A 25044-nucleotide genomic window follows, 5' to 3' on the forward strand; every position below is an offset into this window, starting at 1 on the left:
GGCTCGATTATCATGGGGCCCTTGGCGTTTTGAGCCTGGGCCCTGTTTTTATTGGTAAAGCAGGGGACCGAGCCTTAATAAGGGACCCCTATGATCTCTCATCGAAAACTCGAAACCGTACTGAACCATCTGCTCGAACCGCACGCCATCAAGGATTACTGCCCTAACGGCATGCAAGTGGAGGGGCGCGAGCGCATTCGCAAGGTGGTGACCGGTGTCACAGCCAGTCAGGCGCTGATTGACGCGGCGGTGGCTGCCGAAGCCGATGCCATTCTGGTTCATCACGGCTACTTCTGGAGCGGTGAACCGGCCCAGATCACCGGCATGAAGCAGCGTCGGCTCAAGACCCTGCTGACCCACGATATCAACCTGTTTGCCTACCATTTGCCGCTGGATGTCCACCCCGAGGTGGGTAACAACGCCCAGCTCGCCAAGCTGCTCGACATCAAGGTGCGTCGCGGTCTGGAGCCGTGGAACAGCAAGAGCGTCGCCATGGTGGGCAAGCTGGAAGAGCCGATGAGCGGCAGCGATTTTGCCAAGCTGATTGCCGAGCGCCTTGGCCGTGAACCACTCTATTGTGGCGACAGCGGCCCCGAGCTTATCCGTTCCGTGGCCTGGTGCACCGGTGGCGGTCAGAGCTACATCAATCTGGCGGCGGAGCAGGGCATCGATGCCTTTATCTCCGGTGAAGCCTCCGAGCAGACCATTCACACCGCTCGCGAGATGGGGATGCACTTCTACGCTGCGGGCCATCACGCTACCGAGCGTTACGGCGTCAAGGCGCTGGGGGAGTGGCTGGCGACTGTGCATGGGCTGGATGTGACCTTTATCGATATCGACAATCCTGTCTAAACCTATCCACGATCTGGCTATGAAACCGTGATCAAGGCTCATGTGCTGCTCGCTTATGTATACAGCAAAGAGTGCTCACGTATGTCCATACGCTCCGGTTCCTGGGCAGCTTGTAACCTTGTTGACGGTTTCTCGCTGCAGGTCGTGAACAGGTTTAAGCCTGTGCCTGTGGTGGGAAAATTCAGGAAACAAAAAGGAGGCCATCGGCCTCCTTTTTCACATTTCGACAAGGCGTCTGCTTACTCGCATGCGTAACCAGCGGGGCCCAGCAGGGCGCCATCCAGTTGCACAGCGCCGTCCACCATCTGCAGCCTGCCTTCGCAGAACCAGCGCACCACCAGCGGGTAGATGCTGTGCTCCTGCGCCTGTACCCGTGCCGCTACCTCGTCCGCAGTGTCCCCTTCAAAGATGGGCACGCGGGCCTGCAGGATAACCGGGCCACCATCCAGCTCTTCGGTGACGAAGTGGACGCTGGCGCCATGCTCACTATCACCGGCATCGATAGCGCGCTGGTGGGTGTGCAGGCCCTGATACTTGGGCAGCAGGGAGGGGTGGATATTGATCATTCTGCCGGCGAAATGGCGCACCAGATCGCCGCTCAATATCCGCATAAACCCGGCCAGCACCACCAGATCCGGCTGATAGTCTGCCATCAGCGCCAGCAGGGCGGCGTCATACTCCTCCCGGCTGGCAAACTGCTGCTGGGCCAGAATGGAGGTCGCCACGCCAGCTTCTTTGGCGCGAACCAGACCATAGGCATCGGCCTTGTTGCTGATAACGCCGACCACTTCACCGGCAATCTTGCCGCTGGCGCAGTGGTCGAGGATCGCCTGCAGGTTGCTGCCGCTGCCAGAGATTAGGACGAGGATCCGCATCATTTGATGACGACCTGCTCCTCACCGTCTGCTGCCTTGGCGATATGACCGATGTGCCATGCGTTCTCGCCTTCTGCCTTGAGCAGGGTCAGCGCCTTCTCCAGCTGGTTGGCGGGCAGGGCGATGATCATGCCGACGCCGCAGTTGAAGGTGCGATACATCTCGTGACGGGTGACGTTGCCAGCCTGCTGCAGCCAGCTGAACACCGCCGGCCACTGCCAGCTCTGCTCATCGATCACCGCTTGGGTGTTGGCGGGCAGGACACGGGGGATGTTCTCCCAGAAGCCACCGCCGGTGATGTGGGAGAGGGCGTGGATCTCGCACTCCTTGATGAGCTTGAGCACAGGTTTCACATAGATGCGGGTCGGCTCCAGCAGGGCGTTGGCCAGAGTGGTGTCACCCAGCGGCTGATGCACGTCGGCTTTGGAGACTTCCAGAATTTTACGGATCAGGGAGAAGCCGTTGGAGTGAGGGCCGCTGGCAGCCAGCGCGATCAGGGCATCCCCTTCACCGACCTTGCTGCCGTCGATGATTTCGCTCTTCTCCACCACACCGACGCAGAAACCGGCGATGTCGTAGTCTTCCCCTTCATACATACCCGGCATCTCGGCGGTCTCGCCGCCCACCAGGGCACAGCCTGATTGCTCGCAACCGGCACCGATCCCGGTGACCACCGCGGCTGCGGTGTCCACGTCCAGCTTGCCGGTTGCATAGTAGTCGAGGAAGAACAGCGGCTCGGCGCCCTGTACGATCAGGTCATTGACGCACATGGCCACCAGATCGATGCCCACGGTGTCGTGCTTCTTCAGGTCGATGGCCAGCCGCAGCTTGGTGCCCACACCATCGGTTCCGGAGACCAGGACCGGCTCCTTGTAGCCCGCAGGGATTTGACACAAGGCCCCAAAGCCGCCAAGACCACCAAGGACTTCAGGACGACGAGTGCGCTTTGACACGCCCTTGATACGTTCAACCAGTGCATTGCCGGCATCGATATCTACGCCAGCATCCTTGTAGCTCAGTGAGGTTTTGTCAGTCACGAGTATTCCCCGTCATGTAAAGAAGTGGAGGGTAAAATTCGGGGCGTATTCTAACAGTGGCGGTGAAAAACCAGAAAGGAAATCGTTTGCGCGTTTTTGCGCGGAAATGCTCTACAAGCGGTGGCTTTTGTTGTATGATTCCGCGATTTTTTTGCGGCAGGTTAGAGGAGATAATAATGAAAGTCGTTGAAGTCAAACACCCCCTGGTCAAACACAAGATCGGTCTGATGCGTGAAGGCGATATCAGCACCAAGCGTTTCCGTGAACTGGCCAAAGAAGTGGGCAGTTTGTTGACCTATGAAGCGACCTCTGACTTCGAAACCGAGAAGGTTATCATCGATGGCTGGAATGGGCCAGTAGAAGTTGACCAGATCAAAGGCAAGAAGGTAACCGTCGTACCTATCCTGCGTGCCGGCCTTGGCATGATGGATGGCGTGCTGGAGCACATGCCGAGCGCCCGCGTCAGCGTGGTCGGTATCTACCGCGATGAAGAGACCCTGCAACCGGTTCCCTATTTCGAGAAGATCGTCAGCAACATCGAAGAGCGTCTGGCGCTGGTCATCGATCCGATGCTGGCCACCGGCGGCTCCATGATCGCCACCATCGATCTGCTGAAGAAGAAAGGCTGCCAATCCATCAAGGTGCTGGTACTGGTTGCCGCGCCGGAAGGGATCAAGGCGCTGGAAGCGGCTCACCCTGACGTAGAGCTCTACTGCGCTTCTGTCGACCAGGGGCTGAACGAGAAAGGCTACATCGTGCCGGGTCTGGGCGATGCAGGCGACAAGATCTTCGGTACCAAATAAGTTTATGCCTTGACCTGCTTCCCATGTGGAAGGGGTGATCGGAGCCGGCGCATCGCCGGCTCTGCTGTTTGTGGCCGCTTGTGCCAGCCTTGCCGCAGGATGCGCCTTGCCGCTACCATAAGCACACTCTCCCATTTCGAGACTCTGTTCATGTTCAAACGTGTTGTGACCGCCCTCTGCTGCGGCTTGTCATTCATGGCCTCGGCCGCTCAGGTGACCGACCTCTATCAGGGCAAGGCACCGACCAGTGGTGACATGGTGGCCGCTCAAGGGCAGGCACTGGGTCAGGTGCTGATCAAGGTGACCGGCAAGCGCGACATCCTCACCCAGCCGGTGGTGGTCAAGGCGCTGGCGGCCCCGGGCGACTATGTCAAAAGCTATGGCTATCAGGATCAGGACTCCGTCAAGTATCTGAAAGCCGAGTTCAAGAGTGACAAGGTCAACAGCCTGGTCTCCGAGAGCCAGTTTGCCCTGCTTGGCCCAGCTCGTCCCCAAATGGCCATCTGGCTGGTGGTGGATCAGGGTGAGCGTCGCTTGCTGGCGGATCAATCCAGCGATGGTTGGGCGCAAGCCTTGCGCGAGCAGGCCCAGATGCTGGGGCTGCCCATCAGCATTCCGCTGATGGATCTCGATGACAACATGGCGGTCAGTGCCACCGACGTCTGGGGACGCTTTGCCGACCCGATTTTGCATGCGAGCCAGCGCTATGGCGCCGAGATGGTGGTGTTGGGCAAGCTGACACCGGAAGGTGACAAGTGGAGCATCGATTGGGGACTCTATGGCCCCAAAGCGGCCGGTGAAGTGGCCGAGTTGACCCGTGGCAATAACACCGGCACTCAGGCCGAAGTGGCGCAAGGGTTTGCCGATACCCTGGCGGCCTGGCTGGTGAAAAACTACGGTGCCCGCATTTCTGGTCCGGCAACCAGCCAGACCCTGGTGGTGGATGGCCTCTCCGAAGTGGACAGCATGATCGCCGTGCAGAAGATGCTGCAGGGGATGGCCAACGTCAGCAAGGTGGCGATCGGCAAGCTGGAGGGGGACCAGGTCACCTTCAACTTTACTCTGCAAGGGGATCAGGCCGAATTGGTGCGGGCGCTGCAACTTGAGAGTCGTTTGCGCAAGGTTGACGATAATGGCAGCGGTTTGCGTTACCAATGGTCGCAGCCCTGATTTTATAAGGCTTTTGTAGACCGCCCGGCTTGTCCGGGCGGTTCTCTATCAGCCTTTGCGATGATACACTTAGCCACAAATGTCACAGTCAAAGCCCAACGAGTGAAGCAACCGGCCCAACTGTCTTTAGCCGTACAACTACCGGATGATGAAACCTTCGTCAGTTTTTATCCCGGCACCAATGCTCATCTGATCACCGCCCTCAAGAATGCGGCCATCGGTCAGGGGTCGCCTTTCCTCTATTTCTGGGGAGCCAAGGGATCCGGACGCTCTCATCTGCTCCACGCCACCTGTGCCGAGGTCAACGCCCGCGATGCGGCGGCGGCCTATCTCTCCCTCGATCAGTTTGAACAGCTCGATCCCAGCATGCTCGATGCCCTCGAAAGCCTGCCGCTGGTCTGTCTCGACAGCCTTGAGGCGATCGCCGGCAATGCCGTGTGGGAGCGGGCGCTGTTCGATTTCTACAACCGCTGGCAGGAGAAGGGCGAGGGGACGCTGGTGGTCACCGGCTGCAGCGCACCGCGCAAACTGGGGCTGCAACTGCCGGATCTCGCTTCGCGCCTCGACTGGGGGGTGAGTTTCCATCTCGAAGAGCTGGATGACGAAGGCAAGCTCAGTGCCCTGCAGCTGCGTGCCGAGCTGCGGGGCTTCAAATTGCCCATCGATGTGGGCCGCTTCCTGCTCAACCGACTCTCCCGCGATATGCGCACCCTGCTCACCACTCTCAATCAGCTCGACAACGCCTCATTTCGCGCCAAGCGCAAGCTGACCATTCCCTTTGTCAAAGAGATCCTCGAGCTCTGAGCCTCTCGACTGTGTGCGGTTGTGCGCCTGACTTTCGTTTGAATTACAGATAAAAAGAAACCCCGGCTTCAGGCCGGGGTTTTGCTATTTCAAGACAGCTCTGCCTATCAGTGGAACTGATCTTCTTCGGTGGAACCGGTCAGCGCGGTGACCGAGGATTGGCCACCCTGAATGACGGTAGTCACCTTGTCGAAGTAACCGGTACCGACCTCCTGCTGGTGTGCCACGAAGGTGTAGCCACGGCTGGCGGCGGCAAATTCCGGCTCCTGCACCATCTCGACGTAGTGCTTCATCCCTTCGCCACGGGCGTACTGGTAGGCCAGCTCGTACATGTGGAACCACATGTTGTGGATACCCGCGAGGGTGATGAACTGGTACTTGTAGCCCATGTCGGAGAGCTCCTGCTGGAAGCGGGCGATGGTGGCATCGTCCAGATTCTTCTTCCAGTTGAAGCTCGGGGAGCAGTTGTAGGCCAGGATGCGATCCGGGAACTTGGCCTTGATTGCTTCGGCAAATTTACGCGCTTCGTCCAGATCCGGCTTGGCGGTTTCACACCACACCATGTCTGCGTAGGGGGCGTAAGCCAGACCGCGAGCGATGGCCTGATCGATTCCGGCACGTACCTTGTAGAACCCTTCGGCAGTGCGCTCGCCAGTCAGGAAGTCTGCATCGTACGGGTCAGCGTCGGTGGTCAACAGGTCAGCGGCGTTGGCGTCGGTACGGGCGATCACCAGAGTTGTGGTGCCGCACACATCGGCTGCCAGACGGGCGGCAACCAGTTTCTGTACCGCTTCCTGAGTCGGTACCAGCACCTTGCCACCCATATGACCGCACTTCTTGACCGAAGCGAGCTGATCTTCGAAGTGCACGCCAGCGGCGCCCGCTTCAATCATCCCCTTCATCAGTTCGAAGGCGTTAAGCACACCGCCGAAACCGGCTTCCGCATCCGCCACGATGGGCAGGAAGTAGTCGATAAAGCCCTCATCCTGCGGTCCAACCTTGTTGGCCCACTGGATCTGGTCGGCACGGGCGAAGGAGTTGTTGATGCGCTCCACCACGGACGGTACCGAGTTGGCCGGGTAGAGGGACTGATCCGGATACATGGTGGAGGACAAGTTGTTGTCCGCCGCCACCTGCCAGCCGGAGAGGTAGATCGCTTCGATCCCCGCCTTGGCCTGCTGCACCGCCTGACCACCGGTCAGGGCGCCGAGGCAGTTGACGTAGCCTTTCTTGGCGTCGCCGTGGATCAGACCCCACAGCTTGTCGGCACCACGCTGGGCCAGAGTGTGCACCGGCTGCAAGCTGCCGCGCAGGTTCACCACATCTTCGGCGCTGTAGCCGCGCTTGATCCCTTTCCAGCGGGGGTTTTCCGCCCAGTCTTTCTCGATAGCCTGGATCTGTTGCTCACGGGTCAGTGCCATATCAGTTCCCTCTTTCATTGATTTCACGTTTCCATTGACTTGTTATTGGCGAGCCCCGCTGGGGGCCCGTGATTCAGAGCCGCTCGTAACCGGGCAGCGTCAGAAAATCGATCAGGGTATCGGCGCAGGTGATCTCTTCCATCAGCTCGCCTGCCTCGGCAAAGCGTCCTGCCTGCCAGCGCGCGGCGCCCACCTCGGCTTTGACCACCTCCTGCTCCTCGGCCAGCATCTGGCGGAACAGATCCTTGGTCACTACCTTGCCATTAGACAGGCTCTTGCCGTGGCGGATCCACTGCCAGATGGAGGTGCGGGAGATCTCGGCTGTGGCGGCATCTTCCATCAGACCGTAGATGGGCACGCAGCCGTTCCCGTTGATCCAGGCCTCCAGATATTGCAGGGCGACCCGGATATTGGTGCGCATCCCTGCCTCGGTGCGCTCGCCCTCACAGGGGGCCAGCAGGTCGGCGGCGGTGATTGGGGCATCCTGCTCACGCAGCACGCCAATCTGGTTCTTGGCACCAGCCGCAATGGTGGCGTTGAACACCGCCATGGCGGTATCAGCGAGGCCAGGGTGGGCGACCCAGGTACCGTCGTGGCCGTTGTTGGCTTCGCGCTCCTTGTCGGCCTTGACCTTGGCGAAGACCTGCTCGTTGACGGCCGCGTCCTTGGCCGGAATAAAGGCGGCCATACCCCCCATCGCCAGCGCACCGCGCTTGTGACAGGTCTTGATCAGCAGCCGCGAGTAGGCGGAGAGGAACGGCTTGTCCATGGTCACCACCTGGCGGTCGGGCAGTACCCGATCCGGATGGCTCTTCAAGGTTTTGATATAGCTGAAGATGTAGTCCCAGCGGCCGCAGTTGAGGGCGACGATGTGATCCTTCATCTGATAGAGCAGCTCATCCATCTCGAATACGGCTGGCAGGGTTTCAATCAGCACGGTGGCCTTAATGGTGCCACGGGGCAGACCGAACTTGTCCTCGGTCCAGGCGAACACCTCGCTCCACCAACGCCCTTCCAGATGGCTCTGCAACTTGGGCACGTAGAAGTAGGGGCCCGAGCCTTTGGCCAGCAGCGCCTGATAGTTGTGCAGGAAGTAGAGGGCAAAATCGAACAGGCCGCCGGGGATGGGTTCGCCATCGAAGGTGACATGTTTTTCCGGCAGGTGCAGACCGCGCACCCGGCAAATGAGGACGGCCGGATTGGGGTTCAGGGTATAAGCCTTACCTTCCGGACTGGTGTAAGAAATGGTGCCGTTGACCGCATCGCGCAGGTTGATTTGGCCCTCGATCACCTTGTTCCAGGCGGGTGCCAGTGAATCCTCGAAATCCGCCATGAACACCTTGACGTTGGCGTTGAGGGCGTTGATCACCATCTTGCGCTCGACCGGGCCTGTGATCTCCACACGGCGGTCTTGCAGGTCGGCAGGAATGCCGCGAATGGTCCAGTCACCTTCACGGATGTGGGCGGTTTCCGGCAGGAAGTCCGGCAGCTCGCCACCATCGATACGGGCCTGACGTGCCACACGTTGTTTCAGCAATTCCCCTCTTTGGGGAGCAAAACGTTCCACCAGTTCGGAGACCAGAGCCACCGCGTCCGGCGTCAGAATTTGCGCGTATTCGGGCAGCATCTCGCCCTGGATGCGAAGGCGGGCGCTGCAGTGGGTCTGAGCCGGTGCCGACATAAGGTTCACTCCTTTGAGAATTACATTTTGAACTTACTAACTACGACTAAAGTCGAATCCCTGTTCCTGAAACGTTACCGCAACAACGGGATAACACGATTGATAAGGTGCGAAATATTGTTGAGTACGTCAACAGTTTTTTTTAAACACTTGTTTTTTGGATATGGTTAAGTTGATGTTTTTTATTGCTTTATTTGGTTGGTATAAAAACTCTACGCAGATGGTTATGCTCCTGCTTTTTCCCATCTGACAACGGCTAATTTGGGCCGTTACCTTGCTCCTCGTTCTGTAACTTATTACGTAATAAAATTACAAATGCAAAAACAAATCCCGACCTAACTCCAGGCTTTGCCAAAACAGCCGTATAAAGTGCGTTTGAATGTGGCAATGAATGTTTTGCTATTGCTAGATCTAGTTGGTGAACGTGCGTTTTAAACTTGGTGTGGTGATGCAGGCTCTGTTGGCACCAGCGGTTGCAACGATGGAAAGTGAAGCGCAATAACGTAGGTTTGTATCAATTGTCGGGGGGGATGCCGGGGAGGGAAGAGGGAGACGCATTAGTCAATAATACTGCCATCCTTGATAGAATTAGCAGTTTGTCGTTTTTTGCAGATTTCTCGCCAAGGGTGTGAAACTGAGTGTGTTGAACAGGCGATGCCCCAGTGATTGAGCGGCCATCTGGCCGGGCTCAATAGTCATCATCCGGTTCGGCAAGATCGATCACATCCAGCTGGATGACCTGTTCATTTTCGCTTTCGGTGTGGCAAGGGGTGTCGTGAGGAACGGAATAAAGCGTAATGGCGGGTGCGAAATCGGTGTTCTGGTTCATGCCTGGTCCTGTGTTGCACGCAAGCCGGACAGTGATCCCTTCACTCGTGTTTCCACCTCCCTGTGTTGTCTACCGGCGGAAAGTTGCGCATCTTAATGAGTTCGGCAAAAAGATTCAAGTGGTTCTGAGTGTTTTTTGTTCTTGGCAGGCTGGCGTTGTCAGGAGGATAAATCGGAGGCAAAAAAATAGCCCAGTCGTTTGACTGGGCTATTCTCGGGGAAAATGGTCGGTGTGAGAGGATTCGAACCTCCGACCCTCTACACCCCATGCAGATGCGCTACCTGGCTGCGCTACACACCGACGGAGTCAGACTCGGCTGACGGGGAGGAAGTCTAATAGCATGGCCAAACGGGTGCAACTCCTTTTTTATCATAGAGATGCCGATTGCTTCTTTATTGCTCAGTCTGGATGCGGCTTGGGTCTGACGTGCAGATTTGGCATAATCGCCGCCCTGTCACTGCGAGCTATCATGCCTGCTATCTATGGATTCATCTGACAGGTATGGATAGCTGGAATGTAAACAGCACAATTGAACAATATAAAGAGGGGATGGGCGTGAAACCATCAGAGGTCCCAGAAATACCGAGTCAGGCACAGAGCCAAACCGAGCAGGACGAACAGTGGATGCGCCATGCCATGGCATTGGCCGCCCGGGCCGAAGGGATTGGCGAGATCCCGGTCGGTGCCGTACTGGTGCTGGATGGTCAGGTGGTGGGAGAGGGGTGGAACCGCTCCATCAGCGAACACGATGCCTGTGCCCATGCCGAGGTGATGGCAATCCGGGCGGCGGGCAAGCAGCTGGCGAACTACCGCCTGCTCGACACCACTCTTTATGTGACGCTGGAGCCCTGCTGTATGTGTGCCGGTGCGCTGATCCATAGCCGGGTCAAGCGGGTGGTTTACGGCGCCCGAGATCTCAAGACCGGTGCCGCGGGGTCGGTGTTCGAGATCTTGCAGGACCCGCGCCACAATCATAGAGTCGAGCTGACCGGCGGCGTGCTGGCCGATGCCTGCTCGGCTCAGTTGTCGGCCTTCTTCAAGCGCCGCCGCGCCGAAAAAAAGGCGGCCAAACTGGCGCTCCAACAATCAAACGATACCCTTTCCTGAATCATTCGGGGGCAGTGCAGGCTGCCCTTGCTGATTATCCTCATAAATATCCCTTTATAAACAATACATTGCGTCCATCTTCCTTCGAAAGGATCCCCGCCCATTTTTCCGTTAACAACCTCTGTTAAAGCACTCTCGATGTAACAAAACTGTCATGCAACCGCCATATAATGCCGCGAAGCCTAGCTTACATTGAGGTCTTGCATGTCATCGGAATCGTTAAACCTGGTCATGGCGGGCAGTAGAAAACGCCGGATCAAGGATAAATTGGCCAAATATGGCGTCACCACAGGCGGAGCCCTGGTACTGGTGGCGCTGCTGCTTATCTTCTTTTATCTGCTCTATGTGGTGAAACCCATCTTCAATGGCGCCTCCATGGAGCAGACCACCTCGTTTACCCTGCCTGCCGCAGGGAAGACCGCCTGGCTCGGCGTGGAAGAGCAGAACGAGATCGGCTATCGCTTCAGCGATAAAGGGCAGGTCAACTTCTTTACGGTGCAGGGAGATGACAAGATCAAGGTCGGCCAGTCACTGGGTCAGGCTCAGGTTGCTGGTGACATCACCACGGTAGCGACCCCGGCACCGGGCCAGCGGCTGATTGCTTACGGCTTTGCCGATGGCAAGGCGCAGGTCGTCCAGCCAGCGTTCAAGGTTTCCTATCCCAACGATGTGCGGGTGATTGAGCCCAGCCTGCAATATCCCTTCGGCGAAGAGCCGGTGGTGATCGACCCGCAAGGGAAGGCGCTGCAACTGATGGTGTTCGAAGCCACCAAGGACAAGATGGCGACCGCCGCCGTGACCGAAGATGGTCGTGGCGTGATGACTGTGATGAGCGGTGAGGAGAACTTCATCTCCGGGGAGATTGAGTGGAGCAGTGAGAACTACACCATTCCGTCCCTGCCGCGCCATGTGGATCAGATGTTGCTGACCCCCAATCTGCGGATCCTGTTCGTGCGCGAGGGCAATCGTCTCTCCGTCTATGACATTCATAACCTGAGCGAAATCTCCCTGCGCAACGTGCTGGAGATCAATGCACCCAACGCCAATGTGACCCGGGTTCAGCTGCTCTCCGGCGCCTCTTCACTGCTGGTGGGTAATGACAACGGCGTGATTTCCCAGTGGTTCGAAGTGGCGAAGGATGGCAAACGCCAGTTCACCCAAATTCGTGACTTCAAGGGCGATGGCGCGGTAGATCTGCTGACTCCCGAGCACTTTCGCAAAGGCTTCATCAGTGCCGACAAGGACGGCATCATCAGCTTCTTCCACGCCACCGGCGAGACCAAGCTGCTGACCGAGACGGTGGAAGGGGGCGAACTCTCTGCCCTGGCCATCTCCCCCCGTCACAACCTGTTGCTGATGCAGCAAGGGAATACCTTCAAGCTCTTCTCGGTGGAGAACGAGCACCCCGAAGTGACCTGGTCTGCCCTCTGGCAACAGGTGTGGTATGAAGGGTATCCGGAGCCCCAGTATGTGTGGCAATCCACCTCCGCCAGCAACGACTTTGAAGCCAAGCTGAGTTTGGTGCCGCTGGTATTCGGTACGCTGAAAGCCTCTTTTTACGCCATGGTGTTTGCTGTGCCGCTCGGCGTGGCCGGTGCCATCTATACCGCCTACTTCATGTCGGCGGGGCTGCGCAAATACGTCAAGCCAACGGTCGAGATCATGGCGGCGCTGCCGACTGTTATCTTGGGCTTCCTGGCGGGTCTGTGGCTGGCGCCGATCATCGAGGGTGCCTTGCCCGGGGTGATCCTGCTGCTGATATTGCTGCCGATGGGGATGCTGCTGACTGCATTGCTCTGGAACTATCTGCCGGAGCGCGGCAAGTCCTGGCTGCCGGAGGGGTGGCACGCCATCCTGTTGATCCCGGTGCTGCTGCTGATTGGCTGGGGGGCCTTCGCCCTGAGCCCGCTCATCGAGAATGCTTTTATGCACGGCGATTCGCGCATCTGGCTGACTCACGAAATGGGCATCAAGTTTGACCAGCGCAACTCGCTGGTGGTCGGTATCGCCATGGGCTTTGCGGTCATCCCCACCATCTTCTCCATCGCTGAAGATGCAGTCTTCTCGGTGCCCAAGCACCTGACCCAGGGCTCGCTGGCGCTAGGGGCCACCCCGTGGCAGACCCTGAGCCGGGTGGTGATCCTCACCGCGAGCCCGGGCATCTTCTCGGCGGTGATGATGGGCCTTGGCCGCGCCGTGGGCGAGACCATGATCGTGCTGATGGCTACCGGCAACACCCCCATCATGGACTTCTCCATGTTCCAGGGGCTGCGCACCCTCGCCGCCAACATCGCGGTGGAGATGCCGGAATCGGAAGTGGGCAGCTCCCACTATCGGGTACTGTTCCTCGCGGCCTTCGTCCTGTTTGTGTTCACCTTTTTGTTCAACACCCTGGCCGAATTTGTCCGTCAGCGGTTGCGTGAAAAATACAGCTCGATGTAAGGGGCGACTCTGTAATGGACAAGGAATCGACAATGGGTAAGTGGTTTAAATCAGGGGCCCCCTGGATCTGGATGACCGGCGGTGCCGTCAGCCTGAGTCTGGTGGCGGTACTGGGTCTGCTGCTGCTGATCGGCTGGCGTGGTCTGGTCTACTTCTGGCCGCACCCCATCTATGAGTGGCAGCTGGAAGACGCCAGCGGCAACAAGAGCGTACTGATCGGCGAGATCAACGATCGCGAGCAGGTACCGGTGGAGCGACTGCGCGCTGCAGGTCTGCCATTGGAAGGGGAAGAGCGCGAGCTGCTGACCCGCTATCTGGTCAAGACCGGCAACCGTGAGTTCGTTGACCTCGATTTTCGCTGGGTGCTGGAGACGGACATCAAGTCCCAGAGCCAGCCGGCTGAGCTGGCCATGGTTGAGCGTGCCACTAACGGCAACTTCTATGGCTATATCGTCGGGGTGAAAGAGGATGGCCGCGAGCTCACCTCTGATCTGCATCCTGCCCTGCAGCGGGTGCTGGCGCGAGCCAATGCCCTCTCCGAACAGGCCAACGATCTGCAAAAAGGGGACATCGGCAGCATCAACTATCAACTGGAGCGGCTGCGCCTGAAAGAGCGCAAGGCCGAGCTGGATGACAAGCTGACCGATCAGCTCAAAGCCGAACTGGCCAGCGAGCGTCAGGCCCTCAACGATCGCTATCAAGTGCTGGAAAAAGAGCTCTTCTCCCTGCGTAGCCAAGCGGACCGCGACGCCATTACCGTCAAGGATATGCGTGGCGAGCTGGTGACCATGCCGATGTCCAAGGTACTGGACGTGGTATGGCCCAACGACATGAGCCTGCTGGCCAAGGTAGGTCACTGGTTCCACCAGATAGGCAAGTTCGTCTCTGACGATCCCCGTGAAGCCAACACCGAGGGCGGGGTGTTCCCGGCCATCTTCGGCACCGTGTTCATGGTGTTCCTGATGGCGATCATCGTGACCCCGCTGGGGGTGGTGGCGGCAGTCTACCTGCACGAATACGCGGGCAAGAACAGTCTGACCAAGATCATCCGCATTGCGGTGATCAACCTGGCGGGCGTGCCCTCCATCGTCTACGGCGTGTTTGGTCTGGGCTTCTTCGTTTACACCCTGGGGGGCAGCATCGACCGCCTCTTCTACCCGGAAGCGCTGCCGAGCCCGACCTTTGGCTCACCCGGCGTGATCTGGTCGGCGCTGACCCTGGCCATCCTGACTCTGCCGGTGGTGATTGTCTCCACCGAAGAGGGGTTGGCGCGGATCCCGAGCACCATCCGTCAGGGCTCGTTGGCACTGGGTGCCACCCAGGCCGAGACCCTGTGGCGCATCGTGCTGCCGATGGCGAGCCCGGCCATCATGACCGGCCTTATTCTGGCGATTGCCCGTGCAGCCGGTGAAGTGGCGCCGCTGATGCTGGTGGGGGTGGTAAAACTGGCACCGACCCTGCCGATGGATGGCAACTTCCCGTATCTGCATGTGGAGCGCAAGTTCATGCACCTGGGCTTCCACATCTATGACGTCGGCTTCCAGAGCCCTAACGTCGAGGCGGCCCGCCCGCTGGTCTACGCCACCTCCTTCCTGCTGGTGACGGTGATCGTGGGTCTGAACCTGACCGCTATCGGTATTCGTAACCACTTGCGCGAGAAATTCCGGTCGCTGGAGCATTAATCCGGCGCCGCTTGAGTGATACAAGAGTGAGATAACAGAGGGGCGGCCGAGCGCGAGCCGCCATCTCTCTGCACCAATACGTGAGGGGCGCCGGCAGCTGTCCGGCCACTCCAGATAGATTTTGAGGTAACAGATGATCAACGTAACGACCACGTCTACCCAGCACACCGCGCTGGACCTGCTCAACCTGACCCCGGAGCAGACCGCGCTGGAGGTGAAGGATCTCAACCTGTACTACGGCAGCAAGCAGGCGTTGTTCAACGTCAACATGAAGATCCCTAAAGGGCAGGTGACCGCCTTTATCGGCCCGTCAGGCTGTGGTAAATCGACCCTGCTGCGCTGCATCAACCGGATGAACGATCTGGTGGAGATCTGCCGCATCGAGGGGGAAATTCAGCTGCACGGCCACAACATCTATGACAAGAGCGTCGATGTTTCTGCCCTGCGCCGTCAGGTGGGCATGGTGTTCCAGCGCCCGAACCCGTTTCCCAAGTCCATCTACGAGAACGTGGTCTATGGTCTGCGCCTGCAGGGGATCAATGATCGCCGTACCCTGGATGAGGCCGCCGAGCGCTCTCTGCGCGGTGCGGCCCTGTGGGACGAGGTGAAGGATCGTCTGCATGACAACGCCTTCGGTCTCTCCGGTGGTCAGCAGCAGCGTCTGGTGATTGCCCGTGCCATCGCCATTGAGCCGGAAGTGTTGCTGCTCGATGAACCGACCTCGGCGCTCGACCCCATCTCCACCCTGACCATCGAGGAGCTGATCAACGAGCTCAAGAGCCAGTTCACCGTGGTGATTGTGACCCACAACATGCAACAGGCTGCGCGAGTGTCGGATCAGACCGCCTTCATGTATATGGGCGAGCTTATCGAGTACTCGGATACCAACACCATTTTCACCACCCCGGCCAAGAAAAAGACCGAAGATTACATTACCGGTCGTTACGGCTAAGGAGAGGAGAGGATGAATCTCAGCAAACAGATTGGCAGTCGGTTCAACGGCTAAGGCATAATCGGAGCAATCAAGGATTATTTGTATGGACAATATGAACCTCAATAAACACATCTCCGGTCAGTTCAATGCCGAGCTAGAGAGCGTGCGCAACCAGGTGCTGGTGATGGGCGGTCTGGTGGAGCAGCAGCTCACCGACGCCATCGCAGCGATCCACGATCAGGATCTCGATGCGGCCCGCAAAATCGTGGCCAACGACCACAAGGTCAACGCCATGGAAGTGGCGATCGACGAGGAGTGCACTCGCATCATCGCCAAGCGTCAGCCGACAGCCTCCGACCTGCGACTGGTGATGGCCATCATCAAGACCATCACCGATCTGGAGCGCATTGGCGACGTGGCCGACAAGATCGCCCGCATGCTGACCGACAACGCCAACAAGCCGCAGCCGCCGCTGGTGTCTCTGGAGAACATGGGCCGTCGTACCATCAAGATGCTGCACGATGTGCTCGACGCCTTCGCCCGCATGGATCTGGATGCGGCGCTGGCGGTCTACAAGGAAGATGACAAGGTAGACCGCGAGTACGAGTCCATCATTCGCGAGCTGATGACCTACATGATGGAAGATCCCCGCACCATCCCCCAGGTGCTCAACGTCCTGTGGGCGGCGCGGGCCATCGAGCGGGTCGGCGATCGCTGCCAGCACATCTGCGAGTACATCGTCTACTACGTGAAAGGCAAGGATGTGCGCCACACCAAGGCGGATGATCTGGGTACCCTGCTGGGCAAGGGCTAACCGGAAGTGAATAAAAAGGCGCGTGAAGCGCCTTTTTTGTTGCATAACTGGTCGGAGTAAGATAAAGCCCCCAACTGGCTGTTTTCTGATAGAATACTCCCCCTGTGTGAGTCCCGGATGGGCTCACGGTCCGGTCTCCCGGGCCCAGTTTGCCGTCTTGTGCTAAGGCGGGTGTAGCAATAGGTTAATCATGAGTTTTGCCGATAGTTTGTTCTTTTTAATGCTGCTGGTTGGCGGCAGTGTGTTCTTCTCCCTCTCCGAGATTTCTCTCGCCGCGTCTCGCAAAATCAAATTGCAGGTGATGGCGGATGAAGGTAATCGCCAGGCCGAAAAGGTGCTGGCCTTGCAGGCCCAGCCGGGCAACTTTTTCACCGTGGTGCAGATTGGCCTCAATACCGTCGCCATTCTGGGCGGTATCCTGGGTGAGTCTGCCCTCAACCCCGCCATCAAGGGGATTGTCTCTCAGTTCTACCAGGGTCCCTGGCTTGGCGAGATCAGCTCCGGTGCCTCCTTCGTGTTCGTCACCGGCATGTTTATCCTGATCGCCGATCTGATGCCCAAGCGTCTGGCCATGACCATGCCCGAGCAGATTGCCGTGGTGGTGGTGCGCCCCATGCTCTTCTTCGTCACCGTGTTGATGCCGCTGGTGTGGATCTTCAACGGGTTGGCCAACTCCCTGTTCCGTCTGATGCGCGTCTCCACGGTGCGCAACGACGAGATCACCTCCGATGATATCTATGCGGTGATGGATGCCGGTGCCGAGGCGGGGGTTATCCAGCGCGAGGAGCATCAGCTCATCGAGAACGTGTTCGAGTTGCAGTCCCTTGGTGTCACCTCTGCCATGACGGCCCGCGAGAGCCTGATCTATTTCACCCTGCAAGAGAGTGAAGAGAGCATCAAGGCGAAGATCGCCGAACATCCCCACAACAAGTTTCTGGTCTGTGACCACAACCTCGACAGCATCAAGGGCTTTGTCGATGCCAAAGAGCTGCTGATCCGCGTTATCGGCGGCCAGAGCATCGACCTTATCGGTGGCAACCTGGTGCAGAACGTCATCATCATCCCCGATACCCTGAACCTCTATGAGGCGATGGAGTACTTCAAGAATCATCGTGGCGACTTTGCCGTGGTGATGAACGAGTACGCGCTGGTGGTGGGGATTGTCACCATGAACGACCTGATGAGTACCGTCATGGGCGAGTGGGCGACCCACGTGGTGGAAGAGCAGATCGTCCAGCGCGACGAGAACTCCTGGCTGGTGGACGGGGTTACCCCCATCTCCGACGTGATGCGTGCCTTCGATATCGAAGAGTTCCCAGAGAACCAGAACTACGAGACCATCGCCGGCTTTATCATGTATATGCTGCGCAAGATCCCCAAACGCACTGACTCGGTCAAATACGCCGGTTACAAGTTCGAAGTGGTGGATATCGACAGTTACAAGATTGATCAGCTGCTGGTTACCCGGGTCGAACCGGCGGTGGCCGAGAAGCTAGCTCAGGAATCGTAAAAGGAGCGACATAAGAGTCATGAAGATGCAGTCTCATTCCCGTGCGCTGGCCTGTGTCGCGCTCGCCCTGGCACTGGGTGCCTGTAGTCAGAGTGCGCCGCGCAAAGCCACAGTGGCAGCCAAGCCGGTAACCCCCAAGCCTGCCGTGGTGGTGCCGCAGCCGGATCCCGATGCGGTGGTACAAAGCGGCATGGCCGAGCCGAGCCCGGTCTTTGACGAGCAGTATCACGGCCCGGATCAGGGGTCGCTGGAGTCGGTGACCGCCCTGTTTGCTCGTGGCTACATCGAGTCCGCCATGCGCGAGACCATGCTGGCGGCGGTGCACAACGACTATCCGCTGCTCGGCATGCGGGACGTGCGGTTGACCGATCCGGTCTCCAAATTCCTCACCTCCGAGCATGCGGCCACCACGGCCCATGACTACCTCTATGCGGGTGTGCAGCGTCGTCTCGGTCGTCCGCTCAGCCCTGCCCAATGGGAGCAGATCTGGCGCGGTTTGCCGCAGCAGGGTCGGGTCTCCGACTGGGTCAAGCAGATCAAGCGCGTGCTGGCCGGGCGTTAAGTCGCCAGCGGATCAAGATAGTGATGAGGCCACCTTCGGGTGGCCTCTTGCATTTCTGCGTTTGCCTCGCCGTTTGCACGCTGATTTCTGCTGATACTGATTGCCGCCCGTGGCACTTTGTTTTATCTTGTTTTGGCCGTCTAAACATCTATATGTTTTTATGGCTGCATAATAAAAGCGCTTCCCAAGATGAAGCTGGACGATCTGCAGCGATTCGATGCGAAACCGCAGATCAACAAAACAAACAGATAAATACGCAAATAAACAACGCATATAACAAAGAGACACGACAGATGAAAACCAGGGAATTGTGGGTGCTGGATGGGGGCATGGGGCGCGAGCTGGCACGGCGGGGGGCACCGTTTCGTCAACCCGAGTGGTCGGCGCTGGCCTTGATGGAGGCGCCAGAGACGGTGCGTTACGTGCATCAGGCCTATGTGGCGAGCGGGGCCAGAGTCATTACTACCAACAGCTATGCGCTGGTGCCGTTTCATATCGGCGATGAGCGTTTCTTTGCCGACGGGGAGGGGCTGGCAGCGCTGGCTGGTCAACTGGCCCGTGAGGTGGCTGACGAGCAGAAGGGCGCCGTGCAGGTGGCGGGTTCTCTGCCACCGCTGTTTGGCTCCTACCGTGCCGACCTGTTCAAGGCGGACCGGGTGAGCGAGCTGGCGACGCCGCTTATCCGGGCGCTATCCCCTCATGTGGATATCTGGCTGGCCGAGACCATGAGCCTGATTGCCGAGCCACTGGCTCTGAAAGCGCTGCTGCCTGACGATGGCAAGCCGTTCTGGGTCTCCTTCACGCTGGAAGATGAGGCGCCGGGCAACGAGCCGCGACTACGTTCCGGCGAGCGGGTAGCTGATGCGGTGACCGCGCTGGTGGCGGCCGGGGTCGATGCCATCCTGTTCAACTGCTGTCAGCCCGAGGTGATTGAGGGGGCGCTCAAGGTGGCAAGTGCTGCGTTGCAGGCAGAGGGTCGCAGCGACATCCGCCTCGGTGCCTATGCCAACGCCTTCCCGCCGCAACCCAAAGAGGCCACCGCCAACGATGGGCTGGACGAGATCCGCGCCGATCTGGGGCCGCTGGATTACCTTGGCTGGGCCGAGCGCTGGCGCGGGGCCGGGGCGAACCTCATCGGCGGTTGCTGCGGTATCGGTCCCGAGCATATGCAGGCGCTGAGCAGCCGGTTGCGCTAAGGAGCTTCCATGAAAGAGAACAAGATTGGGCTCTGGTCTCTCACCGCGCTGGTGTTCAGCTCCATGGTGGGGGCGGGGATTTTCAGCCTGCCCCAGAACATGGCCGAGGTGGCAGGCGCCCGCGCCGTGCTGATCGGTTGGGGCGTGACGGGTGTGGGCATCCTGGCGCTCGCCATGAGTTTTCTCTATCTGTCGCGACTCAGACCGGATCTCGACGGCGGCATCTACAGCTACGCCCGCGCAGGTTTTGGCGAGCTGGTGGGCTTCTTCTCCGCCTGGGGATACTGGCTCTGTGCCACCATCGGCGTGGTGGGCTATCTGGTGATCGCCTTTGCGGCGCTGGGCAGCTTTGTCGATACGCCGGAGCAGATCTGGTTTGGTGACGGCAATACCCTGGCGGCGTTTGTCGGCGAGTCCTGCATCCTTTGGGCGGTGCACCTGCTGGTGGCTCGCGGCGTGCAGCAGGCGGCGCAGTTCAATCTGGTGGCGACCCTGGCCAAGAGCCTGCCGCTGCTGCTGTTTATTCTGTTCGCCTGCTACTGGTTCGATCCGGTCACCTTCGCGGCGGATCAGCAGGGTAGTAGCCTGGCGGTGCCGGTTTCCGAGCAGGTGCGCAACACCATGCTGATCACCCTCTGGGTCTTCACCGGTATCGAGGGGGCGGCGGTGTTGTCGGCCCGCGCCAGAAACCGGCGGGATGTGGGCACCGCCACCGTACTGGGGGTCGTGTTGGCACTGCTGCTCTATGTGCTTATCTCGGTGCTGGCGCTGGGAATATTGAGCCGACCCGAGCTGGCGGCGCTGCCCAACCCCTCCATGGCAGGGCTGATGGCCCAGATGACCGGCTCCTGGGGCAAGCTGCTCATCAGCGTCGGCCTTATCGTCTCGGTGCTTGCCTCCTACGTGAGCTGGACCCTCTTCTCGGCGGAGGTGCCCTTCAGCGCAGCCCGCCACGGCGCGTTTCCCGCCATCTTCCGGCGCCAGAACCGCAATGGGACGCCTATCGCCTCGCTCTGGCTCACCAGCCTGACGGTGCAAACATGCCTGCTGCTGGTGTGGCTGCTCGGCAAGGGTTACACCAGCCTGCTGCTTATCTCCACCTCGATGATCCTGGTGCCTTACCTGCTGATCGGGCTGTTCTTGCTCAAGCTCTCGTTCAGCAGGAAGGGTGAGGGCGGGCAGGGCCGCAGTCTGATGCGGGCGGTGGCGCTGGTGTCGAGCGGTTACGGCTTCTGGCTGCTCTATGCCGCCGGGGTGGAGTATCTGCTGCTGTCGTTGTTGCTCTACGGGCCGGGCTTGCTGCTGTTTCTCTACAGCCGCCGTCAGCTGGGCGCAGATCTTTGCCTGAGTGGTCGCGAGCGGCTGTTGGCCGGAGTGACCTTACTGAGCCTGATCCCCGCCGTCTGGTCGTTTGCCCATCTCTGATATCGAAGATGTGACTGACCATAAAAGAGAGCGCCACAGTGGCGCTCTCTTGTTATCAGGGACTGGTTATCAGGGGCTTGCTATCCGGGAGTTGCGATTCGGGGCGAAGGCCTAGCGTCTGGCTGGTCCGGCCGGTTTGCCAAACAGCACCGCGAGTTTTTGTCGCCATGGCAGGCCACGGGCGTCACGCAGCATGTCGCGCCACTCATGGAAGGTGAGAGTGAGGGGGTTGAAGCTGTGGATCGGCTTGGTGATGCCAAAGCGACACGGCTCGGCCGGATCTTCTTCGACAAAGGTGCCGAACAGCCGATCCCAGATGATCAGCACCCCGGCAAAGTTGCGGTCTATGTACTTGGCGTTGCTGGCGTGATGCACCCTGTGGTGGGAGGGGGTGTTGAAGAGCCACTCAAGCCAGCCGAGTTTGCCCACTACCTGGGTGTGGACGAAGAACTGGAAGCCCAGACTCAGCAGCACGGTGGCGACCACCGCCTCGGGCGGGAAGCCGATGACAATCATCGGGATCCAGAACAGCCACATGCCGGAGATGGGGTACATCAGGCTCTGGCGAAAGGCGGTGGAGAGGTTGAGCCGCTCCGAGCTGTGGTGCACCACGTGGGAGGCCCACAGCCAGCGCACATGGTGGCTGGTGAAGTGGAACAGCCAGTAGCAGAGATCCTGCAACAGGAACAGCAGTAGCACACTCCAGAGATTCAGCTCGATATCGAACAGTCGCCAGCCCCAGAGGGTGTCATACAGATAAGCAATGGCGATGGCCGCCAGAGCATCGCCCCCTTGGTGCATCAGGGCCAGGGCGGCGTTGGCGAACAGATCCCGCCACTGGTAGGTGGCGGTGGGAAAGTCAGCGCCATGTTTGCGCAGGTAAAGCATCTCCCAGCCGATAAAGGCCAGAAAAATCGGGGAGAGGTAGAGCAGAAGCAGTTGCACATCCATATGCGGCCATCCATTCAGAGCAATTGCTCTCCAGCATAAAGGATGACCTTAATATTTCATTAACATTTTTCAGCCAACGAAGAGATGGCATGAAATATGGCGCGCCAGCAGAGGAAGGCGCAGTGGATGGCTATGCTTGATGCAGGCTTTTTCAGGAGGTGCTGGCTTATGCGCGTCTGGTGTTGCTTGTTGTTGGGGTTGTGCATGATGGCGCACGCCAAGACCCGGGTCGAGATCCTGGCGGATGCCGCCTATCCCCCCTACTCCTGGCAGGAAGGGGAGGAGGTCAGGGGGATCTATGCCGACATCATCCGCGAGGTGACCTCTGCCATGCCTGACTATGAGGTGGTGCTCAAGCCCATGCCTTGGCGGCGCGGCCTGAGCATGGTGGAGCAGGGGGCCGCCTTCGCTATTTTTCCACCCTACTACATGCCCGACACCCGCCCTTATATGTGGCCCTACTCCCAGCCGATGCTGGATGAAGAGCTGGTGGTGATGTGCGGAGCCAGTGTGGCGGCCAATACCCCGCAGGCCAGGTTTCCGCTCGACTATCACGGTTTGCGTTTTGGCATGAACGCCGGTTTTGCCGTCGGCGGCGATGCCTTCTGGCAGGCAGTAAAAGAGAAGCAGATCGACGTGGAGGAGGTGAAAAGCAATCGGGAGAACCTGCTCAAGATTGTCCGCGGCAGGGTCGATTGCACCATTAATGATCGTCTCTCCCTGCTCTATGAGTTGCTCAACATGATAAAGGCCGAGCAGCTGGCGGTGGCCGATATGTCCCTGCTCAAACAGGGGCCGGTGCTCAGCAAGGAGCAGGGGTTTCTCGGCTACAGCCGCAAGGGGGAGTACCCCTACAAACAGGCCTTTATCGACCAGTTTGACAAGGAGCTCTATCAGCTCAAAAAACGTGACGGGGTGAAAGTGATCGTGGAGCGCTATCTGGGAAAGTCCCCGCGCTGAGCCGATGAGAGGGGCACTCGGGTTCAGCTGGGTTGAGTCTGCTCAGCGTGAAACACAAGAAGAGGGACCTTGCGGTCCCTCTTCGTTTATCCAGCAGAGCATGTTGGCTACAGCACCTGACTGAGGAACTGGCGCAGACGCGGGGAGGGGGGATTGTCGAAGAAGTCTGCAGGTTTTTCATCCACCAGCAGTTCGCCACTCTCCATAAAGAGCACCCGATCAGCCACCTCGCGGGCAAAGCCCATCTCGTGGGTCACCACCACCATGGTCATTCCTTCGCGGGCCAGCCCCTTCATCACATCCAGCACTTCCCCCACCATTTCGGGGTCCAGCGCACTGGTGGGCTCGTCAAACAGCATTATGCGTGGCTGCATGGCGAGCGCCCGGGCGATGGCCACCCGCTGTTGCTGACCGCCGGAGAGTTGGGAGGGATAGCTGGCCGCTTTCACCGACAGCCCCACTTTCAGCAGCAGCGCCTTGGCTCTGTCTTCGGCCTCACGGCGCGACAGGCCACGCACCTTCTGCGGAGCGAGGCAGATATTATCCAGCACCGTCAGGTGGGGGAAGAGGTTGAAGGACTGAAACACCATGCCCACCTCTTCCCGCAGCTTGTTGACATCGCCCGGTTCGGTCAGGCTGATTCCATCGACCACGATATTGCCGTCGTTGATGGTCTCCAGCTGGTTGAGGGTGCGCAGGAAGGTGGACTTGCCCGAACCGCTGGGGCCGACGATCACCACCACTTCCCCTTCGGCCACCTCGGTGCTGACATTTTTCAGGGCGTGCACTTCGCTACCGTAGAACTTCTCTACGCCGGTCGCTTTGATGATGGGATCAGTTGCTGCGCGCATATTTCGCCTCCAGAAAACGAACCGGGAAGGTGAAAGGGGTGCCGGTGATGGCTGCACTTCTCGACGCCCGTTGCACCTTGATGATGGGATCAGTTACTGCGTGCATATTTCACCTCGAGACGGCGTACCAAGAAGGAGAGGGTGCCGGTCAGCACCAGATAGAGCAAGGCGACGGTAAACCACACCTCGAACGGACTGAAGGTGGAGCTGACTACCTCGCGACCGGCCTTGGTCAGATCGGTGATGGAGATGACCGAGACCAGCGAGGAGTCCTTGATGAGGTTGATGAATTGGCCTGCCAGCGGTGGTAGTACCCGCTTGAACGCCTGCGGCAGGATGACATAGCGCATGGTCTGGGCCGAGGTCATACCCAGGCTGCGACCCGCCTCCATCTGCCCCTTGTGGATGGAGCTGATACCGGCGCGGACGATCTCCGCCACATAGGCACCGGTAAAGACCGCCAGCGCGGCGACCCCGGCGGTGAAGCGATCGAGGTTCAGCACGGTACCGATAAAGAAGTAGACAATAAAGATCTGCACCAGCAGCGGTGTGCCGCGGATCAGCTCCACATAGGTGATGGCCAGATTGCGCAGGGCGGGATTGGGGGAGAGGCGCGCCAGCCCGGCCAGGGTGCCGAGCAGGATGGCGAAGATGCCTGCCACCAGCGAGAGCTTGACGGTGACCCAGACGCCCCAGGCGATGGGGCCTGCGGTCCAGCTCAGTTGGGTGTCGAGGGTATCGCCACGAAAAACGGTATCCCCTTCGGCGACTTGTACGCCGGTACTGGCAATGGCTTGCCGCACATTGGGGTCGAGATCGTCTTGCAGGAACAGCTTGCCCTTCTCGGCCTCGCTGGTGCCCGTCATCACGGTGCCGTCAAATTCGGCGAGATTCTTCTGCTCCGCCTGATAGGCGATGTATTGGGGAATGCGTTCCCAGCGCCAGGTGTAATCCACTGACTGGACAGCCTTGTAGATGCCGAATACGGCAACCAGCAGCATCAGCAGGAAAACCCCATGCCAGAGTAGCTGATTGGGCTGTTTTTCCATCTGTCTTGTCGGTTTGGGTGTGTGCACAGTCACAACCTCTTCTCGTTATTGTGTGGGGAGCTGCGTGGTGCAGGGGCGGCATGTGCCGC

At 59.1% G+C, this 25044-nt stretch carries 23 protein-coding genes and 1 tRNA gene; 14 read left to right on the top strand and 10 right to left on the bottom strand.

Going from position 1 to position 25044, the window contains the following annotated elements:
• The first annotated feature begins 90 nt into the window (after positions 1-90).
• Positions 91-852 (top strand): Nif3-like dinuclear metal center hexameric protein, encoded by a 762-nt coding sequence (locus OKC31_RS07565; RefSeq protein WP_421298560.1) that lies wholly within the window; start codon positions 91-93, stop codon positions 850-852.
• A 239-nt stretch (positions 853-1091) separates the two neighbouring features.
• Here the strand turns inward: OKC31_RS07565 and purN are convergent, their stop codons facing one another.
• Together purN and purM are read right to left on the bottom strand one after the other, a co-directional pair.
• The gene (purN, locus tag OKC31_RS07570) at positions 1092-1730 is read right to left on the bottom strand and encodes a phosphoribosylglycinamide formyltransferase (protein ID WP_005350686.1); all 639 of its coding nucleotides are present in this window, start codon (positions 1728-1730) and stop codon (positions 1092-1094) included.
• The gene (purM, locus tag OKC31_RS07575; protein WP_021231046.1) at positions 1727-2764 is read right to left on the bottom strand and encodes a phosphoribosylformylglycinamidine cyclo-ligase; all 1038 of its coding nucleotides are present in this window, start codon (positions 2762-2764) and stop codon (positions 1727-1729) included. Before purM ends, purN begins: the two co-directional genes overlap by 4 nt.
• A gap of 176 nt (positions 2765-2940) precedes the next feature.
• Between purM and upp the strand changes: the two genes are divergently transcribed.
• From upp to hda, 3 genes are all read left to right on the top strand, one after another.
• Positions 2941-3567 (top strand): uracil phosphoribosyltransferase, encoded by a 627-nt coding sequence (upp, locus tag OKC31_RS07580; RefSeq protein WP_005334115.1) that lies wholly within the window; start codon positions 2941-2943, stop codon positions 3565-3567.
• Between the two features lie 150 nt (positions 3568-3717).
• Positions 3718-4737 (top strand): DUF2066 domain-containing protein, encoded by a 1020-nt coding sequence (locus tag OKC31_RS07585; RefSeq protein ID WP_270656641.1) that lies wholly within the window; start codon positions 3718-3720, stop codon positions 4735-4737.
• 102 nt (positions 4738-4839) lie between these two features.
• A complete protein-coding gene (hda, locus tag OKC31_RS07590) occupies positions 4840-5541 on the top strand; it encodes a DnaA inactivator Hda (protein ID WP_021231044.1) in 702 nt (233 codons plus the stop codon).
• Between the two features lie 107 nt (positions 5542-5648).
• Here hda and aceA read toward each other — a convergent pair whose 3' ends face one another.
• From aceA to OKC31_RS07610, 4 genes are all read right to left on the bottom strand, one after another.
• Positions 5649-6962, bottom strand: coding sequence for an isocitrate lyase (gene aceA / locus OKC31_RS07595; RefSeq protein WP_005344572.1), 1314 nt, complete (start codon positions 6960-6962; stop codon positions 5649-5651).
• 73 nt (positions 6963-7035) lie between these two features.
• Positions 7036-8643, bottom strand: a complete 1608-nt coding sequence (aceB, locus tag OKC31_RS07600) for a malate synthase A (RefSeq protein WP_270656643.1) — start codon at positions 8641-8643, stop codon at positions 7036-7038.
• Positions 8644-9331: 688 nt separating this feature from the next.
• Positions 9332-9472, bottom strand: coding sequence for a hypothetical protein (locus OKC31_RS07605; RefSeq protein WP_005334106.1), 141 nt, complete (start codon positions 9470-9472; stop codon positions 9332-9334).
• 223 nt (positions 9473-9695) lie between these two features.
• Positions 9696-9772: transfer RNA gene (locus tag OKC31_RS07610), tRNA-Pro, on the bottom strand.
• A 249-nt stretch (positions 9773-10021) separates the two neighbouring features.
• Here OKC31_RS07610 and tadA point away from each other — a divergent pair.
• From tadA to OKC31_RS07655, 9 genes are all read left to right on the top strand, one after another.
• A complete protein-coding gene (gene tadA / locus OKC31_RS07615) occupies positions 10022-10579 on the top strand; it encodes a tRNA adenosine(34) deaminase TadA (protein ID WP_371167952.1) in 558 nt (185 codons plus the stop codon).
• 204 nt (positions 10580-10783) lie between these two features.
• On the top strand, positions 10784-13021 hold the full coding sequence (locus tag OKC31_RS07620) for an ABC transporter permease subunit (protein WP_270656645.1): 2238 nt from the start codon (positions 10784-10786) through the stop codon (positions 13019-13021).
• Positions 13022-13053: 32 nt separating this feature from the next.
• On the top strand, positions 13054-14703 hold the full coding sequence (gene pstA, locus OKC31_RS07625) for a phosphate ABC transporter permease PstA (protein WP_064336777.1): 1650 nt from the start codon (positions 13054-13056) through the stop codon (positions 14701-14703).
• Positions 14704-14836: 133 nt separating this feature from the next.
• Complete coding sequence (gene pstB / locus OKC31_RS07630; protein WP_005334102.1) at positions 14837-15655, top strand: phosphate ABC transporter ATP-binding protein PstB; 819 nt, start codon at positions 14837-14839, stop codon at positions 15653-15655.
• Between the two features lie 85 nt (positions 15656-15740).
• The gene (gene phoU / locus OKC31_RS07635; protein WP_005334097.1) at positions 15741-16451 is read left to right on the top strand and encodes a phosphate signaling complex protein PhoU; all 711 of its coding nucleotides are present in this window, start codon (positions 15741-15743) and stop codon (positions 16449-16451) included.
• A gap of 190 nt (positions 16452-16641) precedes the next feature.
• Positions 16642-17961: a hemolysin family protein gene (locus OKC31_RS07640; protein ID WP_270656647.1), complete on the top strand. Its 1320-nt coding sequence runs from the start codon at positions 16642-16644 to the stop codon at positions 17959-17961.
• 19 nt (positions 17962-17980) lie between these two features.
• On the top strand, positions 17981-18523 hold the full coding sequence (locus OKC31_RS07645; RefSeq protein WP_041202118.1) for a hypothetical protein: 543 nt from the start codon (positions 17981-17983) through the stop codon (positions 18521-18523).
• Positions 18524-18816: 293 nt separating this feature from the next.
• On the top strand, positions 18817-19719 hold the full coding sequence (locus OKC31_RS07650; protein WP_270656649.1) for a homocysteine S-methyltransferase family protein: 903 nt from the start codon (positions 18817-18819) through the stop codon (positions 19717-19719).
• Between the two features lie 9 nt (positions 19720-19728).
• Positions 19729-21144, top strand: a complete 1416-nt coding sequence (locus OKC31_RS07655) for a basic amino acid/polyamine antiporter (RefSeq protein ID WP_270656651.1) — start codon at positions 19729-19731, stop codon at positions 21142-21144.
• A gap of 111 nt (positions 21145-21255) precedes the next feature.
• On the opposite strand, the gene OKC31_RS07660 is transcribed toward OKC31_RS07655, so the two are convergent.
• Positions 21256-22095, bottom strand: coding sequence for a sterol desaturase family protein (locus OKC31_RS07660; protein WP_201990372.1), 840 nt, complete (start codon positions 22093-22095; stop codon positions 21256-21258).
• Positions 22096-22263: 168 nt separating this feature from the next.
• Between OKC31_RS07660 and OKC31_RS07665 the strand changes: the two genes are divergently transcribed.
• Positions 22264-23055, top strand: a complete 792-nt coding sequence (locus OKC31_RS07665) for a substrate-binding periplasmic protein (RefSeq protein WP_201990370.1) — start codon at positions 22264-22266, stop codon at positions 23053-23055.
• Positions 23056-23162: 107 nt separating this feature from the next.
• On the opposite strand, the gene OKC31_RS07670 is transcribed toward OKC31_RS07665, so the two are convergent.
• The 3 genes from OKC31_RS07670 to OKC31_RS07680 are packed head-to-tail and all read right to left on the bottom strand — an operon-like array spanning position 23163 to position 24955.
• On the bottom strand, positions 23163-23906 hold the full coding sequence (locus OKC31_RS07670; RefSeq protein WP_058056064.1) for an amino acid ABC transporter ATP-binding protein: 744 nt from the start codon (positions 23904-23906) through the stop codon (positions 23163-23165).
• Positions 23890-24012: a hypothetical protein gene (locus OKC31_RS07675; RefSeq protein WP_265177487.1), complete on the bottom strand. Its 123-nt coding sequence runs from the start codon at positions 24010-24012 to the stop codon at positions 23890-23892. Before OKC31_RS07675 ends, OKC31_RS07670 begins: the two co-directional genes overlap by 17 nt.
• Complete coding sequence (locus tag OKC31_RS07680) at positions 23996-24955, bottom strand: amino acid ABC transporter permease (RefSeq protein WP_236352767.1); 960 nt, start codon at positions 24953-24955, stop codon at positions 23996-23998. The genes OKC31_RS07675 and OKC31_RS07680 overlap by 17 nt, the downstream gene beginning before the upstream one ends.
• Positions 24956-25044: the final 89 nt, after the last annotated feature.

This window comes from Aeromonas sp. Y293-4 (assembly GCF_027705905.1).
GTDB lineage: Bacteria > Pseudomonadota > Gammaproteobacteria > Enterobacterales > Aeromonadaceae > Aeromonas > Aeromonas veronii.